The 15,515-nt window shown below is 74.0% G+C and carries 10 protein-coding genes; 7 read left to right on the plus strand and 3 right to left on the minus strand.

The genetic code is table 11. The annotated features are described in order from the left end of the window. Positions 1 to 259: 259 nt before the first annotated feature. From ACIBQZ_RS19745 to ACIBQZ_RS19755, 3 genes are read left to right on the plus strand one after another with little or no spacing between them, the layout of a single operon-like run. On the plus strand, positions 260 to 2,107 hold the full coding sequence (locus ACIBQZ_RS19745; RefSeq protein WP_396090164.1) for a hypothetical protein: 1,848 nt from the start codon (positions 260 to 262) through the stop codon (positions 2,105 to 2,107). A 22-nt stretch (positions 2,108 to 2,129) separates the two neighbouring features. Further along, complete coding sequence (locus ACIBQZ_RS19750; RefSeq protein ID WP_396090165.1) at positions 2,130 to 2,759, plus strand: hypothetical protein; 630 nt, start codon at positions 2,130 to 2,132, stop codon at positions 2,757 to 2,759. After that, a complete protein-coding gene (locus ACIBQZ_RS19755) occupies positions 2,756 to 5,917 on the plus strand; it encodes a helicase HerA domain-containing protein (RefSeq protein WP_396090166.1) in 3,162 nt (1,053 codons plus the stop codon). Before ACIBQZ_RS19750 ends, ACIBQZ_RS19755 begins: the two co-directional genes overlap by 4 nt. A gap of 5 nt (positions 5,918 to 5,922) precedes the next feature. On the opposite strand, the gene ACIBQZ_RS19760 is transcribed toward ACIBQZ_RS19755, so the two are convergent. Then, the gene (locus ACIBQZ_RS19760; RefSeq protein WP_396090167.1) at positions 5,923 to 7,188 is read right to left on the minus strand and encodes a hypothetical protein; all 1,266 of its coding nucleotides are present in this window, start codon (positions 7,186 to 7,188) and stop codon (positions 5,923 to 5,925) included. Between the two features lie 360 nt (positions 7,189 to 7,548). Here ACIBQZ_RS19760 and ACIBQZ_RS19765 point away from each other — a divergent pair, with 360 nt between their 5' ends. Then, positions 7,549 to 8,469, plus strand: coding sequence for a purine phosphorylase (locus ACIBQZ_RS19765; RefSeq protein WP_396090168.1), 921 nt, complete (start codon positions 7,549 to 7,551; stop codon positions 8,467 to 8,469). Further along, positions 8,466 to 10,430 (plus strand): hypothetical protein, encoded by a 1,965-nt coding sequence (locus ACIBQZ_RS19770; RefSeq protein ID WP_396090169.1) that lies wholly within the window; start codon positions 8,466 to 8,468, stop codon positions 10,428 to 10,430. The genes ACIBQZ_RS19765 and ACIBQZ_RS19770 overlap by 4 nt, the downstream gene beginning before the upstream one ends. 21 nt (positions 10,431 to 10,451) lie before the next feature. Here ACIBQZ_RS19770 and ACIBQZ_RS19775 read toward each other — a convergent pair whose 3' ends face one another. After that, a complete protein-coding gene (locus ACIBQZ_RS19775; RefSeq protein ID WP_396090170.1) occupies positions 10,452 to 13,472 on the minus strand; it encodes a BTAD domain-containing putative transcriptional regulator in 3,021 nt (1,006 codons plus the stop codon). Between the two features lie 193 nt (positions 13,473 to 13,665). Here ACIBQZ_RS19775 and ACIBQZ_RS19780 point away from each other — a divergent pair, with 193 nt between their 5' ends. Then, positions 13,666 to 14,235, plus strand: a complete 570-nt coding sequence (locus tag ACIBQZ_RS19780; protein ID WP_396090171.1) for a hypothetical protein — start codon at positions 13,666 to 13,668, stop codon at positions 14,233 to 14,235. Here ACIBQZ_RS19780 and ACIBQZ_RS19785 read toward each other — a convergent pair. Continuing rightward, positions 14,225 to 14,989, minus strand: coding sequence for a hypothetical protein (locus ACIBQZ_RS19785; protein WP_396090172.1), 765 nt, complete (start codon positions 14,987 to 14,989; stop codon positions 14,225 to 14,227). The two genes, ACIBQZ_RS19780 and ACIBQZ_RS19785, sit on opposite strands and share 11 nt — an antisense overlap. 325 nt (positions 14,990 to 15,314) lie before the next feature. Between ACIBQZ_RS19785 and ACIBQZ_RS19790 the strand changes: the two genes are divergently transcribed. Next, a complete protein-coding gene (locus tag ACIBQZ_RS19790; protein ID WP_396090173.1) occupies positions 15,315 to 15,467 on the plus strand; it encodes a hypothetical protein in 153 nt (50 codons plus the stop codon). The last annotated feature ends 48 nt before the right edge of the window (positions 15,468 to 15,515 follow it).

Here is a 15,515-nt window from a genome sequence, read left to right on the forward strand (position 1 = left end):
CGGCCGGCCTGCTCCGTCGGCACACCTCCGACCACTGCGCCGCACACGCCCGAAAGCGACGGTAGAGAAACGGTAGAAATGCTTGGCATCATGCGCCCGAAACACGTATGCAATAGCTGGCCCGGTTTCGGTCCGAGCCTTTTCTGTGTGCTGCGCCGATAGAGATGCGCCCCGGTGGTCGCGGGCTTGAGAGAAGGCGATGGCGAGTGCGGACAATGCCACGGATCTGCCGTTCCCGAGCGGCCGGGACGATCTCGTAGTGTCGCCCGACCGTCCCCGCGTCGACCTGGCGATACCCCGTGAGCTGGGTATACACGGCGCTGTCCCGATCTCGGGCAGCGACGACGACCTGCCGACCTACGTGGAGCGGGAATTCGACTCCCAGTTGCGGATCGCGCTCGCCACGAATCTGCCGTCGCGCGGGAGTTTTGTCGTCATGGTGGGCGGTTCGTCGACCGGGAAAACGCGTTCGCTGTATGAAGCGGTCTACGGACTCGTGCCGGAATGGGACCTGGTGCAGCCGGCCGATGCCGCCGAGCTGCTCGACGTGAAGAATGCGCCGCCGCGGCAGACCGTCTTCTGGCTCGACGAATTGCAGCAGTATCTGGGCGGCCAGCCGCCGCTGACCTCCGAATGCGTCCGGGCGCTGGTGCGGCACGGCAACCTGGTGGTCGGGACGCTGTGGCCGGATCAGTACGCCAGATGGACCGCCGGGCGCGAGGACGTGCATCTGCTGGTGAAGAGCGCCTTCGTCATTCCCGTACCGGACACACTCAACGCCGCGGAGCTGTCGAAGGCGGAGGCCATCGCGGAGCAGGACCCCCGGATCCGCGACGCCCTGGACGCGCGTGAGGTCGGGTTCACCCAGGTCCTGGCCGGCGGGCCGCGGCTGGTGATGTGCTGGGAGCAGCCGGCCACCCCGTACGCGAAGGCGATGATCACCGCCGCGGCGGACGCGCACCGGCTGGGCGTGCAGTCGCCGTTGAGCGAGGACCTGCTGACCGGGGCCATGTTCGGCTATCTGCGGGCACACCAGCGGGTGCGGTCGACCGACTACTGGTTGGCCGAGGCGTTGCCGCACGCCACCGAGCCGCTCTACGGCGACGTGTCACCGCTGTTCGCCGTGGACGACGGCCGGGCGGGCACCCTGGCCGGCTACACGATCGCGGACTACCTGGCCCAGCACGTCCGGCGCAAGCGCCGCACCGAGCCTGTGCCGCACCACGCCTGGCACGCCCTGGTGACGAACCTGCGCCGGCCCGAGGACCTGCGGCGCCTCGCGGCCGGCGCCGCCGCGCGGCTCCGCTACTGCTACGCCGAGGGTGCGCTGGCTCGGCTCGTCGACGAGTTCGACGACGGCCGGGCCGCCGCCGAGCTGGCCGACCTGCTGGTCCGGCAGGACCGGCTGAAGCGGGCCGTCGAGGTGCTGCGCCATCGTCTGGCGGCCGACCCCCAGGATCGCCTCGCCAGCCGGAAGCTGACTCACGTCCAGGATCTCTGGCAGCGGGTGGCGGACGTCCGGCCACCGTCCGGCGCCCGGGACCGCGGCATACCCGCGGTGGTCGCCGAGATCCTGGCCGACGGCGGCGTCTGCGACGGCCTGCGCCGGGAGGCCGACGCCGGTGACGCGCTGGCGGCCGAGCGGCTCGTCGAGCTGCTGGCCGAGCGCGGCTGCCTCCGGGAGATCCGCGACCGTGCGGAGCGGGGCGACGTCCCGGCCGCGGAGGCGCTGGCCGATCTCTACGCCGCCTGGGGCGAGGTGGACCTGCTGCGGGCCCGCGCCGAGTCGGGGGACCGCGCCGCCGAGCTGCGCCTGTCGAAGCTGCACCGCGTCCCGGCCCGCCGCACGGACGCGGCGTACGAGATCAACGAGCTGCGGGCGGCGGTCGACGAGGGCACGCCCGAGGCCGCGCTGCAGCTGTGCACCCTGCTGTTCGAGCTGCGCGACGAGCGGAACCTCCGGGCCGAGGTGAACGCCGGCACCGCCGGTGCGGCCGAGCGGCTGATCGCCCTGTACACCGCGCAGGAACACCAGTCGCTGATCCGGCTGCGGGCCTTCGGGCTGGACGCGGACGGGCGGGTCGTCACCCCCCAACCCAACCCCTAGACGTACGTGGAAAGGAAACCTGATGGCTGCCGAGCTGACCTCCGCGGACTACGCGTTCTTGATCATCTTGAAGGCGGAGGGCCGGGAGATCTCCAACACCGAGATGAACAAGCTGTACGAGATCCGGCTGGTGAGCCCGGCCTACGAGAAGCTCAACGCGGCCGGGTACGTCTCCTCCGAGACCAAGCGCCGTCCGTACCGGCACGTCATCACCGAGAAGGGCGCCCAGGAACTCGCCGACCCGCTGGCCATCGACGAGGACCACGCCGAGGAGGGGGAGAAGCGCACGGCCAGGGAGAAGCAGCTCTGGGCCGCCGTGGTCGCGCAGCAGAACCAGATCGTGCGCCTGCTGGCCAGGAGCAGCACCGCCGCCGTGCCCGGTCCGCCGGCCAACCTCGACGGCCGCATCCGGGCCGCCTACACGATTCTGGCCGACGAGCCGGGGGACTATGTCGACCTCACCGAGCTGCGGCCGCTGCTCGGCGACGTCACGAAGGCCGACGTCGACAAGGCGCTGGTGCGGCTGCACGACGCGCCCGACGTGCGGCTCGAACCGGAGCCGTTCGGGCACCGGATCGGCGCCGCGGAGCGGAGCGCCGCCGTCCACATCGGCGGTGAGGACCGGCACAAGCTGGCGATCGGCCGGCGATGACCGAGGAGGAACGGACGGCACTCGCCGCGCTCCGGCTCAGCTGGGTGCAGGCGCCGGACGACGTCTGGCGACGCTCGCCCTTCCACGTCGAGGGGCTGCACCGGGCCGTGATCCGGGACGTGCAGGACGGCATCGCCGAGGCCGAGGCCAGCGCCGACGCCAGCCCGATCGGCCTGGTGCTCGAGGGCCGCCACGGCACCGGCAAGACCCACCTGCTGGGCTGGGTCCGTGAGCAGGTGCAGCAGCAGGGCGGCTACTTCTTCCTGATCAGCCTGCTGGACGGCCGCGACTTCTGGGACGGTCTGCTGGTGTTCCTGCTCGACGGCATGGCACGGGAGGTGCCCAACGGCGAGACCCAGCTGCGGTTGCTGCTGCGCCGCCTGGCCTCCCGGGTCGGTGCGCCGCGGGCCGACCGGCGGGCGGTGATCGGCGAGACCAGGCTGACCCGGCCCGCGCTGGATTCCTTCGTCCGCGGGTTGCGGGAGTACGACAGCTATGTCGCGCATCAGTGCCGGGACACGCTGCGGGCACTGGCCCTGCGTGCCGCCGACGACGAGGAGCATCAGGACGTCGCCGACAACTTCTTCGCCGGTGGCGAGGAGGCGATCACCGGGGAGCGGCAGGCGTGGGGCATCCGGCCGATCCCGAAGACGGCACAGGAGATGGTCCGTGAGGTGTCGTGGTTGCTGGCCCTGACCGGTCCGACGGTGATCGCGTTCGACCAGATCGACACGGCCGTGGCGCAGTCCGCCCTGCAGGAGGACCTGGCGAAGGCGGCGCCCGGCGAGGTGGATCTGCGGCAGGCCATGGTGGTGGCGGGACTCGCCAACGGCCTGACCGACCTGCGTGACACCACCCGTCGTACGGTGACCGTGGTGGCCACGCTCTCGACGACCTGGAACCTGATCGAGCGGCGGGCGCCCTCGTCGTTCGCGGCCCGGTTCCGCCGCTGCCTGGCGCTGCAGGGCATGCAGGACCCGGACCTCGCGCGGCAGCTGATCGAGAAGCGGTTCGCGGACCGCTTCGCCAAGGTCGGCTTCGCCCCGGACTATCCGACCTGGCCCATCCGGGCGCAGGTCTTCGCGGAGACCGGCGGCTACACGCCCCGGAGGCTGCTCGTCGCCATCGACCGGCACGTCCGGTCCTGCCTCATCGACGGCGAGGTGCGTGAGCTCAGCCGGCTCAGCGACGTGCCCAGCGAGGAGCAGGTGACCAAGGCGCCGGTGACGACGGCGCCGGCGATCTCCGGCGACGAACTGGCCCGGATCGAGGCCCGGTTCGAGGAGCTGAAACGCAACGCCGACGTCACCTCACCGCTCGAGCACGACACCGAGGACGGCTCGTTCCCGGCCCTGCTCGCCGCCGGCCTGCAGGCCTGGATCGCCGAGCGGGGCGACGGCGGCGAGCGGTTCAGCATCGACCCGCCGCCGAGCTCCAAGCCGGATCTGCACGCGCGCCTGCGCCGTGACCTCGACGAGCGGTCCGAGGAGGAGCGGGAGCGCTCGCCGGACGAGAGGCGTACCGAGGATCAGATGCACTGGTCCTTCCGGGCGATCAGCGACACCCACCACGGGGTGGCCGCGCTGCACCGGATCCGCCGGGCCCGCACCGCCGCGGGCCTCACCCCCGAGGTGGCCAAGCGGAAGCTGTTCCTGCTGCGGAACGGCCCCTGGAGCCAGTCCGCGAAGACCCAGGAGGTGGTCCGGCAACTCGAGAGCGACGGCGGCGTGACGCTCGGGGTCGACGACACCGACCTGCGAATCCTCGCCGCGCTGCACGGGCTGCGGGACGAGAACCCGGCGCAGCTGCACGCCTGGCTGGTCCGCTACCGGCCCACCGAGCAGATCACGTTCTTCAAGGAGGCCCTGGCGGACGCGGACGACTGGACCGGGGGGCGGACGACGCCGGACCGCGTGCCGCAGGTCCCGGCGACGGCCGGATTCACCATCGGTCACGGCATCGACGACGACGCACCCGCGCCGCTCTCGCTGGAGGCGTTGCGCAAGCACGCGGCGATCTTCGCCGCGTCGGGCTCCGGCAAGACGGTGCTGCTGCGCCGGCTCGTGGAGGAATGCGCGCTGCTGGGCGTGTCGGCGATCGTCCTGGATCCCAACAACGACCTCGCCCGGCTCGGTGATCCCTGGCCGCGGCCACCGGCCGGCTGGCGCCCGGGCGACGCCGACCGGGCGGCCCGGTACCTGGCGGACACCGAGGTGCTCACCTGGACGCCGCGGCGGGAGTCCGGCCGGCCGCTCAGCTTCCAGCCGCTGCCGGACTTCCGCGACGTCCGCGACGATCCCGACGAGTTCACCGCGGCGGTGGAGGCCGCGGTGACCGCCCTGGCCCCCCGCGCCAACCTGGTGGGCCGCACCCCCCGGGTGAACCTCGGCACGGCCGTGCTGCGCAAGGCGGTCGAGCACTTCGGCCGGCAGGGCGGCCACGACATTCGCGGGCTCATCGCGCTGCTGTCCGACCTGCCCGAGGGGGTCAGCGGCCTCGACGGCGCGGCGAAGCTCGCCGCGGGCCTCGCGCAGACGCTGACCGCCGCGATGGACAACGACCCGATGTTCGGCGGCGGCGGCACGCCCGCGGATCCCGGCACGCTGCTGACCCCGTCGCCCGGCAAGCGTGCCAGGATCTCCGTCATCAGCCTCATCGGCCTGCCGGCGGACGGCGCCCGGCAGGGTTTTGTCAACCAGCTGCAGATGGGGCTGTTCGCGTGGATCAAGAAGAATCCGGCCCGGGGCCGCCCGCTGCTGGGTCTGCTGGTCATGGACGAGGCGCAGGACTTCGCGCCCTCGGGGGCGATGACCGCGTGCACCCAGAGCACGCTGGCCCTGGCGTCGCAGGCGCGCAAGTACGGCCTCGGCCTGATCTTCGCCACCCAGGCGCCGAAGAACCTGCACAACCGCATCCCCGGCAACGCGGCGACGCACTTCTTCGGGCGGCTGAGCGTGCCCATCCAGATCGACGCCGCCCGGGAGATGGCCCGGGTGAAGGGCGGGGACGTGCCGGACATCGGCAACCTGACCGCGGGGGAGTTCTACGTCGCGCTCGAGGGCGAGGTGCCGCACAAGGCGCGGACGCCGATGTGCCTGACCCACCACCCGAGCAGCCCGCTGACCGACGAGGAGGTCATGGCCCGCGCGCGGGCCTGACGGCGTCAGAGGTACGGGCGCAGCAGCGCGGCCAGGTCGGCGCGGCCGATCTCGTCCAGGGCGCCCGGCAGGTCGGCCAGCCGGCGCCGGTTCTGCAGCCAGGCCCACAGTTCCCGCGGTTCGTCGCCGGGGCGGAACCGGCGCGTCTCGTACGAGGGCACCCCGACGACGTCGGCCAGGTCCTGCCAGTCGTAGGTGAGCCGGCGTACCGTCTCGAGTTTGACGGCCCCGGGCACCCCCTCGGCCGGCGGGACCGGATCGGGCGCCGCGGTCGCGGCCGGCAGCAACGTGGCCAGCAGGGCGAAGAGCACCTCGGCCGAGGCCCGGGCGGCGAAGGCCTTGAACCGGTCGTCCTTGTCGAGGTTCGCATGGTCCATCACGCCCTTGGCGACCAGCCAGTGCGGCACCTGCCGTTCGTGCGCGACCGTGGCGACGGTCGCCGCCTCCATCTCCAGGGCCAGGATCCGGCGCTGGGTGATCTCGAGCCGGTCCCAGATCTCCGGGTCGGCCATGACGGCGCTGCCGCTGGCCATCGGCCCGGCGAAGACGGCGAACGGCAGCCGGTCCGGCCCGTCGACGTCGATGTACAGGGCGCGCCGGATGCGGTCCCGCCCGCGGTGCGTCAGCTCCAGGCTGCCGTCCCGCCAGGTGATGAGGCCGTCGGACGCCAGCCGGTCCAGCCGGGTGCGCCAGGTCGAGCCCGGGAAGTAGCGCGGCCGGGCGGGATGGGTACGGGGATCCTGGCCCCGGTGGAGCCGCTCCAGATACCAGACCGTCGCCTCCTCCTCGGTGGCGACGCCGTGGCTCGGCAGGTCCGCCGGGGTGAAGTCCTCGACCGCCCGTACCCACCGGGTGTCCTGCGGGAACTGCTGGTGATCGGCGTGGAAGGCGGTGCCGTGGTGCTTGCCCTCGTCCCACTCGTACGCCGGGGCGGCGACGATCACGTCACCCGGGGCGGTGTCACCGGGATTGCCGGCGCAGACGCCGCACATCGCCAGGCAGGTGGGCTTGAGCCGGTCGGTCAGTGTCGTGGTGAGGGGGCCGGTGGCTCGCGCGCCCATCCCGCTCGGGCGGGCCAGCGCCACCGAGATCGTCTGCCCGGTCCCGGTGCGGTACCGACCGGTGGCGTACGGCGCCGGACCGCCGACCCCGTGCTCCCGCCACTCGGCTGTCCCGGGGACCGCCCTGGCGGCCTCGTACTCCTCCTTCAGCGCGGTGATGATCAGGGCGTCGACCTCGCCCCGGCTGACGGGGTCGCCGTCGTCACGCATGCGGGCTCCTCGGTCCTCGGCCGTGCGGCGGTCCGGAGCCTAAACCGGCGGTGACCCGATCGGGGGACGCCGACAGGGTGACGGTGGGGAAACGGTAGAAATTCCGGCGAGCATGGGCACGGGTGCCCGGGGCCGGCGCGGCGGTGGCGGCTGCCGGTCGGCGCCGGGCACCCCAGGGCACCACCTCACCGGGGGCGGCGGCTACAGGGGCCGGCCGCGAACACAGGATCTCGCGGCCGGAGCCGGTGCCCGGTAGGAGTCCGGTAGATCGATTTATGACGATGTATCCGCTCGCCCCGGACGTACGGCGATCGACCTGTCGTCGGGGTTAATGTGACCTTGACATGAAGGGTTGATGGCATGAACGAACGTCGACGGAACCGGCCGCCGGTCGTTGTGCTCACCGCTTTGGACGTCGAGTACGACGCCGTCCGGGACCTGCTCGCCGACCTGCGCCAGCCCCCGCCGGTGTCCGGCACCCGCTTCGAGATCGGCGCGATCGGCGGCGGTGGCGAGGTGGTGCTGGCCCTCACCGGGCAGGGCAACCACGCGTCCGCGGTCATCGCCGAGCGGGCCATCCGGGAGTTCCGGCCGCTGGCGGTGTTCTTCGTCGGGGTGGCCGGGAGCCTGCGGCCGGGACTGGCGCTGGGCGACGTCGTGGTGGCCACCCACGTGTACGCCTATCACGGTGCCGCCGCCCGTGCCGACGGGCTCAAGTCCCGGCCCCGGGTCTGGGAGATCGACCACGGCATCGACCAGGCCGCCCGGCAGATCGCCCGGCGCGTCGAGCGGGCCCGGAACCTGCGGGCGGGGGCGCAGGGGCCGCGGGTGCACTTCGGGCCGGTGGCGTCCGGGGAGGTGCTGCACGACGCCCGGGTGTCCGAGCCGCTGCGCTGGATCCGGGAGCACTACGACGACGCGGTCGCCATCGAGATGGAGGCCGCCGGGGTGGCCAAGGCGGGACAGCTCGGCGCCGCGCCGGTGGCCGTCATCCGGGCGATCAGCGACCGGGCCGACGGGACGAAGTCCGCCACCGACGGCCGGCGCTGGCAGGCGCGGGCCGTGCGCAACGCGGCCGTCTTCGCGACCGCGCTGGCGGCGGACCTCATCGCCCATCATCCAGCGGGCGCCGAGGAGGACGAGGAGAACCCGGGTGCGCCGGGGATCCACGTCGAGACGACCGGTGGCAGTCACGGCGCGGTCGCCGGGATCATCAACGGCGGGGTCAGCAACGGTGCCCGCCCCGCTCGCGCCGATCACGAGCAGGGGAGCTGGTGGTGAGCGCCGAGAGTGGCGGCACCACCGTCACGGCGCACGGCGGGAACCACGGCGCGGTGGCCGGCACCATCCACGGTGGCGTCCACAACAACTACTACCAGGTCCCGCACGACGCCTCGCCGCAGGAGAAGTTCGGCTTCGCGCTGCGCTACCTCGCGTCCGGGCAGGCCACCACCGCCCGCAAGCTGCTGACCGAGGTCACCGTGCACCTCCGCCGGTCCCGCAAGGTCTGGTTCTACTGGCTGCTGGCGTTCTTCAGCGGCCGGACGCTGTCGGAGCTGTCCCGCGAGGACTGGGTGGAGCTGCGGGCGGTGCTGCGTGAGATCGACGGGCTGCCGCAGGACCGGTGGTCGCCGGGCATCAACGTCATCCGCCGCCTGGTCGCCGCCAGCCAGGACCACGCGGAGCCCGGGACCGGCGCCGCGGAGATCCTGCTCGACATCGACCACCTCGACGCCGTGCTGCGCAACGAGGTCCTCCGCCACCTGGAACGGGTGCTGCAGGGCTCGCTCAAGGACGACCTGTGGGACCGGGACGTCCAGCAGGCGCGGGTCCGTCAGGGTGCCGAGCGCCGGCAGGAGCGGGTGTGGAAGTTCTTCGAGCCCAATCCGGCCCGCCCGCGGACCAGGCCGGTCCGGCCGTCCGACGTGCCCCCGGCGAGCGTCGCCTTCGCCGTGGCGATGAGCGCGGTCGGCGCCGGCGCCGTGGGCACCGTCGGCTGGCTCGCCCTGCAGCGCGACGACACCTCGGCGGTCATCGCGCTCGTGGTCGCCCTCGTCGCGGCCGGCGTCGCCCTGATCAACGGCGCCGAGTGGCGGTACCGCGCCGACGCGCTGCGGGCGGAGACGCGGCGGTGGCGGTCGCAGCGGTTCCCCAGCGACGCCGCCCGGCCGGGCGGCTTCACCCACCGGGTGGACCGGCTCTACATGCGCTACGCCGACCGGTACGCGCCGAACGGCCCGGACCGGGCCGGCTGGCTCGTCGACGCGTACGGGCCGATGAGCAAGCTGCGGGACGAGGTGTGCGAGGTCTACCGCGAGCACCGCGTCGAGCCGGAGGCCGTCAAGTGGCTGATCCGCTTCCAGGTACGGGAGCTGCGGCGGCAGTGGGACGCCGGAACCCTGCTCGACCACCGGTGGCGTTGGCGGGTCCTGCCGCCGGTGAAGGCCGGCGCCGGCGCGGGCACCGTGGTGGCGATGCTCGGCATCGTCTGGGCCGTGCAGTCCGCCGCCCGGCAGAACCTGCTCCAGACCGCCGGCGCCGTCGTGGCGATCGCGGCCGCCGTCTGGGTCGCGGTGGTCGTCGGGCTGCGCGTGGTGGCCGAGAACAAGCGGGTCGTGGCCGAGGAGGAAGAACGGCAGCAGCGGGAGACCTCGTACTGGTTCGAGCACCAGCGGTGGGAGCAGCGGCTCGCCGACCGGCCGGACGACATCGAGATGGCGCAGTGGCTCGACTGCGACCGCCGGATCCTGCTGGAGCACGCGCTGGCCGCATACCAGCTCAAGTGGAGCGACATCAGCGCGTACGCGTCGATGGAGGCGCGCGGCGAGGGCAGCAAGCGGGCGCGGGCGAAGAACGGCCCGTGGCGCTACTCGCGGTACAAGCTGCTGGTTTTCCTGCTGACCGCGGACGGGGTCCGGCAGATCACCGTCGAGCTGAACCTCGCGCGGGCCACGTTCCACCACTGGGAGCGCACCAACTACCGCTACGACGCGGTGGCCGCGGTGCGGGTGACCCTGCGCGACGACGGCGCCCGGGAGTTCCAGCTCTTCCTGGTCAACGGCGCCGACATCGAGGTCGCCGTGACCGAGCCCGGGCAGGCCGGCGCGGACGAGGACTCGCGCATCCTGGCCGACGGCGCCGAGGACGCGACCGGACTGCGCAACACACTGTTCGTCCTCGAGGGCGTCGCCGCCGAGGGCCGCAGCTGGTGGGCCGGGCCCGCGTACCGGCGGGCGAGCTGATGGGCCGCCGGCCGGCGCCGGTCAGCCGGGGGCGGGGCGGCCCAGCACCCGGTCCTGCTCGGGCACCTCCCCGGCGTCGTAGAGCTGCTGGACGCGGGCCCAGGCGGCGTCGGCGACCACGGCCGGGCCCTGGGCCGTCAGCGCCGCGGCCAGCCGCGCCTGCGCCTGGATCTCCAGGTAGGCGGCGTCGACGGCGGCGAAGCAGCGGGCCGCCCGGCCGAGCTCGGCGACCTGGTCGGCGGGCCGGCCCCGGTCGCGGCACAGCTCCGCCAGGGAGAGCCGGACCCGGCCCTCCAGCAGCGCGTCGGCGTGCTCGTGGGCCAGCGTCGCGGCGCGGCGCAGGTGCTCCTCCGCGCGGACCGGGTCGTGCCGGTGCCGGGCCAGCTCACCGAGGCCGTGCTCCGCGTACGCCGAGCCCAGCCCGCTGTCGCTGCCGACCATCGCCGCCACGGCGGCGAACGAGCGTTCCGCGCCGGCCGGGTCGCCGGCGGCCAGCCGCGCGCAGCCGGTCCAGTACCGGGTCTGCGCGATCAGCCGCGGCTTGCCCAGCCGGTCGGCGATCTCCTGGGCCCGGGCCAGCGCGGCGATGGCCGGCCCGTGGTCGCCGCGGTCGAGGTGGACCTGGCCGATGAACCGCAACGTCTGGCACCGGCCCACGGTGTCGCCGGCGGCCTCGTATCCGGGCAGCGCCGCGCCGAACAGCGCGAGGGCCTCGGTGGAGCGGCCGCGGCGGCGGACCGCGTTGGCCAGCGTGCGGCGGGCGATCGCCAGGCCGTGCTCGTCCTTCTCGGCGTCCAGCAGCCGCACGGCCCGGGTCAGCTCGGCGATGCCGGAGACGCCGGGCCGGCGGCCGCCGGCGACCAGGGCCGGCTGGCCGAGGCAGGTCAGCACGATGCCCTCGCCGCGGCGGTCACCGGCGGTGCGGCAGGCCCGCAGCGCCGTGGTGTGCGTGGCGTACCAGTCGTCGTGCAGGCTCAGGATCGTGTAGAACTCGTGCGCCGAGACGGCGAGGTCCCAGCACAGCGCGGTGAGCCCGAGCCGGGCGGCAAGCTCCACCGCCACCCGCACGGTGAGCCGCTCCGCCTGGAACCAGGCGATCGGGTCGGCGTCGACCTCGGCGTACGCGTCGTCCGGCAGGTACGCGTCCGGCACGTCGCTGTGCACGACCTCGAAATCGCCGCCGTACAGCCGGGCGTGCGCGCGGCGGGTCAGGTCCAGCAGGGCCGCGCACACCCGGCGGAGCAGCTCGTCGCGCTCACCCGGGTCCGGGTGCTCGGCGAGGGCCCGGCGGTGGGCGTACTCCCGGGTCAGGTCGTGGAACCGGAATCGGCGTGGCACCGGGGCCGCGGTGGTCTCCACCATGGACGCCGCGGCCAGCTCGGCCAGCGCGGCGCGGCCGCGCTCGGGGTCGTCGCTGAGCGCGGCGGCGGTCCAGGTGCCGAAGGTCGGCAGCGGCAGCAGCCCGAGGTCGACGAAGAGCCGCCGGTGTGCCGCCGCGAGCGGGGCCAGCCCGGTCTCGAGCGTGCGCGCGAGGCTGTCGGCGCCGAACGCGTACGCCGCGGGCCCGTGGGTGCGCAGCCGCCGGGCCAGCTCGGCGGTGGGGTGCGGATCGTCGTGCACGCGCAGCGCGGCGGCGATCCGCAGGGCCAGCGGCAACCCGCCGCACAGCCGGACCACCTCGCGCACCGCCGCGCGCTCGCCGCTCAGGTCGATCCGCGAGGCCGCCACCACGGACTCGAACAGCACCGCGGCATCCGGCTCGGCCAGCGGCTCCAGCGTGCCGACGTGGTGTGCGCCGGGCACGTCGGGCAGGTGGCGGCGGGCGGTGACGAGCACCTTGCAGCCCGCGCCGGCCGGGATCAGCGGCACGACCTGGGCGCCCTCGGCCGCGTCGTCGAGCACCACGAGCATCCGCCGGTCGGCCAGCAGGCTGCGGTAGAGCGCGGCCCGCTCGGCCAGCGACTCCGGCACGACCGGCACGTCCAGCGAGCGGAGGAACTGCGCCAGGATCTCGGCGGGGCCGGCCGGGTCCGCCGAGGCGCCGCGCAGCTCCGCCCAGAGCTGGCCGTCGGGATATTCCGCGCGGCGCTGGTGCGCCGCCCGCAGCGCGAGCGCGGTCTTGCCGATGCCACCCGGACCGGGCACGACCATGACCCGGTACGGCGTGCCCGCGCCGAGCAGCCAGTTCAGCTCGGCCACCAGCGGGTCGCGGCCGACGAACCCGGGCGGCGCCGCGGGCAGCTGCTGGGGCACCGTGGTGACGCTGCGGGCGGGCCGTTCGTCCAGCGGGAACGACCGCGCCACCACCTCGTCGTTGCCGGCGCCGATCGCGTAGGCCAGCGTGCGCAGCTCGGCGTCGATGTCGCCGAGGGCCGCGTCCAGCGCCCGGGTGTACCGCTCGTACGCCTCGACGGCCTCCGCCCGGTGCCCGCTGTGGTACAGCACGATCATCAGGAGCTTCTGCAGCTGGTGGTCGGTCGGGAACTCGGCCGCGAGGCGCTGCAGGTCGTCGAGGACGGCGCCGAACTCGCGCCGCCGGGCCCGCAGCGTGAAGAACCGGACCGCGATCCGTTTGCGGCGCAGCTGGAGCGCGAGGACCAGCGGATCGAGCATCGGCGCGGCCACGTTGGACAGCGGCCGCGGCCCGCGCCACAGCTGGAGTGCCCGGCCCAGCAGCTCCGCCTCGTCCTCGGTGCGGCCGGGGTCGGCGGCGGTCGCGGCGAGCCGCTCGAAGGCGATCAGATCGAGGTCGTCGGGGCCGGCGCGTAGCTCGTAGCCGAAACGGGCGTGGGTGACGAGGTCGTCGGCCCGGCCGATCGGCCGCAGCAGGGCCCGCAGCGCCGACACCGCCTTGTGCAGCTGGGCCTCCGCGACGTCGGCCGTGCCCCAGCCCATCCGCAGCAGGTCGGCGTGCGACAGCCGCTTGTTCGGCTGGATCAGCAGCGCGGCGAGCACGGCGAGCTGCCGTGCGGGCGGCAGCCGCACCGGCCGCCCGGTGCGTGGATCGCGTACCTCCAGCTCGCCCAGGACCCCGTAGATCACCTTCTGTGGACCTCCGCCCCTCACACCGCGTCGATCCCCGCTGTCCGACCGTAGAAGGCGCCGGTGCCCGCCGCCAGCGCCGAACGGGCCGCGTCGAACTTTAAGTAGTCATTCGGAAGCTCTTCGGTAGTCGGCCGTGACTGAATTGCGCCACGTCAGTGCGGGATGACCGAAAGCGTTGGGGGGACCGCGCATGATCGATGCACGCCACGCCGGCCCGGCCCGGATCGTGGACACCGAACGGCGCCCACTGCGTCCGATCGGGACCACCGCGTCCGAGGTCGCCCGGCGGACCGGTGAGCTGCTGACCGGCCTGTTGCGGCTGCCGGGCGTCCGGCTCTATCAGGGTGTCCGGCTCAACGGCCAGCCGCCGCTGCCGTACGCGCTCAGCGCCGGCCCCCGCGTCGTGCTGGTGGACGCGGTGGCCTGGCCGCCCGGCTCGTACGCGACCAGCGCCGCGGGCGCCGTCTTCTGCGGCGGCGTCTACATCGGTCAGTCGGCCGGCCCGCTGCTCGGCGCGGTACGCCGGTTGCGCCGCCTGCAACCCCGCGGGCACCGGGCGAGCGCCGTGGTCGTGGTGCACCCGAGCATCGCCGGCCGGCTGGACCTGCCCGCGGCCACCGGCTCGGAGGTGTCCTGGATCCCGGCGGGCGACGCGGTGACCGCGATCCGCTGCCTGCTGCGGTCCGGCGGCACCCGCCGGACCGCGCCGCGGATCGTCGAGGCGCTCACCGCGGCCAGCGGCGGCACCCCTATCGCGTGAGCTCCTCCTGGGGGCGGTCGTAGGGCCGTCCCGCCGCCCACACCTGGTCGAACTCGGCGACGAAGTGCCGGAACCAGCGGACGTCGCGGTCGGCGTACAGCGGCAGCGCGGGCTCGGGGGTGCCGCAGCGGTGCGAGTAGATGTCGACGCGCAGCTGGCCGTGCGGGGTGTCCGCGTCGATCGCGAGCAGGCCGAACGCCGGCACGAAGTCCAGCAGCCGCACCTCGATGCGGCCGGGGCCGGCCGCCGCGTGCTCGGCCAGGTCGTCCAGCAGGTCCAGGGTGGGCCGCAGCCGGTGCTCGAAGATCATCGGTCGGTCCGCGATGGTGCTGCGCCGGGCCGCCTCGGCGACGGTCTCCGCCCGCGGCGCGATCAGGGCGATGCGGACGGTGGCGCCGGCGTCCAGCCGCCGGCGCAGGACGGCGTGATGGTTGCGCAGCGTCCGGGCCAGCGTGACGCCCAGGGCGCGGACGTCGTCGGCCGCGTCCAGATCGAGGTCCACACCGGACGTGGAGGCGGTCAGCAGCCGGTCGGCGCCGGCGCGCTCGCTGAGATTCCGGCCGAGCTCGGCGACGGTACGGGTCAGCGCCCCCAGCGACGAGCGGCCGTGCAGAGTGCTCGCCGCGAGCAGGCCCAGCGTGGTGAGCGTGGCGCCGCCGGTGACCGCGGGGCCGACCACGTCGAAGGCGCCGAGCACACCGACGGCGAGGGCCAGGGCGACGGTCAGGACCAGATCCAGCGCGCGATACATCATGCGTCCACCTCAAGACCGAGAGTGTCGGGGAGTCCACTCACCGTAACAGACTTATTGTCTACTTGACGCAAACCCTGGACCCAGTTATTGTGAGTTTGACAGTAAGGCGGAGAGCCGGCGCCGAGGCGGACGACCGGCCCGGGCTCCACCGCCGCACTGGGCGGCCGGCGATCGTGCCGGCCCGCCGGGGACCGGCCGCGCGGGGCGCCGCGTGGAGGCCGGCAAGCCTCCGGCTCCCACGCCCGTCCGGGCGGGGGAGAACGCGACGCCGGGTCCTCTCGCCCTCATTCACGACTTTCCCACGAGGTTCCGGAAAGGAATCACCATGCGTTCAACCCTGCGCCGCGCCGTGACCCTGCTCGTCACGGCGGCCGCCATCAGCCTGGGCGCGGCCACCGTCGCGTCCGCCCCCGCCTCCGCCGAGCCGGTCTGCCAGGCCGGCACCAACTGGGACGGGGTCCTCAAGGTCTGCCGCTGATCACGGCCTGACCCGGCTGCCGGTGCCCCGCCCGGGGCGCCGGCACCG

The organism is Actinoplanes sp. NPDC049599 (assembly GCF_044465625.1).
Classification (GTDB): domain Bacteria; phylum Actinomycetota; class Actinomycetes; order Mycobacteriales; family Micromonosporaceae; genus Actinoplanes.

Coding starts and splice junctions, on each gene's coding strand:
- ACIBQZ_RS19750 (WP_396090165.1), top strand. CDS start 2,130: ATGGCTGCCGAGCTGACCTCCGCGGACTACGCGTTCTTGATCATCTTG.
- ACIBQZ_RS19755 (WP_396090166.1), top strand. CDS start 2,756: ATGACCGAGGAGGAACGGACGGCACTCGCCGCGCTCCGGCTCAGCTGG.
- ACIBQZ_RS19760 (WP_396090167.1), bottom strand. CDS start 7,188: ATGCGTGACGACGGCGACCCCGTCAGCCGGGGCGAGGTCGACGCCCTG.
- ACIBQZ_RS19765 (WP_396090168.1), top strand. CDS start 7,549: ATGAACGAACGTCGACGGAACCGGCCGCCGGTCGTTGTGCTCACCGCT.
- ACIBQZ_RS19780 (WP_396090171.1), top strand. CDS start 13,666: ATGATCGATGCACGCCACGCCGGCCCGGCCCGGATCGTGGACACCGAA.
- ACIBQZ_RS19785 (WP_396090172.1), bottom strand. CDS start 14,989: ATGATGTATCGCGCGCTGGATCTGGTCCTGACCGTCGCCCTGGCCCTC.
- ACIBQZ_RS19790 (WP_396090173.1), top strand. CDS start 15,315: ATGCGTTCAACCCTGCGCCGCGCCGTGACCCTGCTCGTCACGGCGGCC.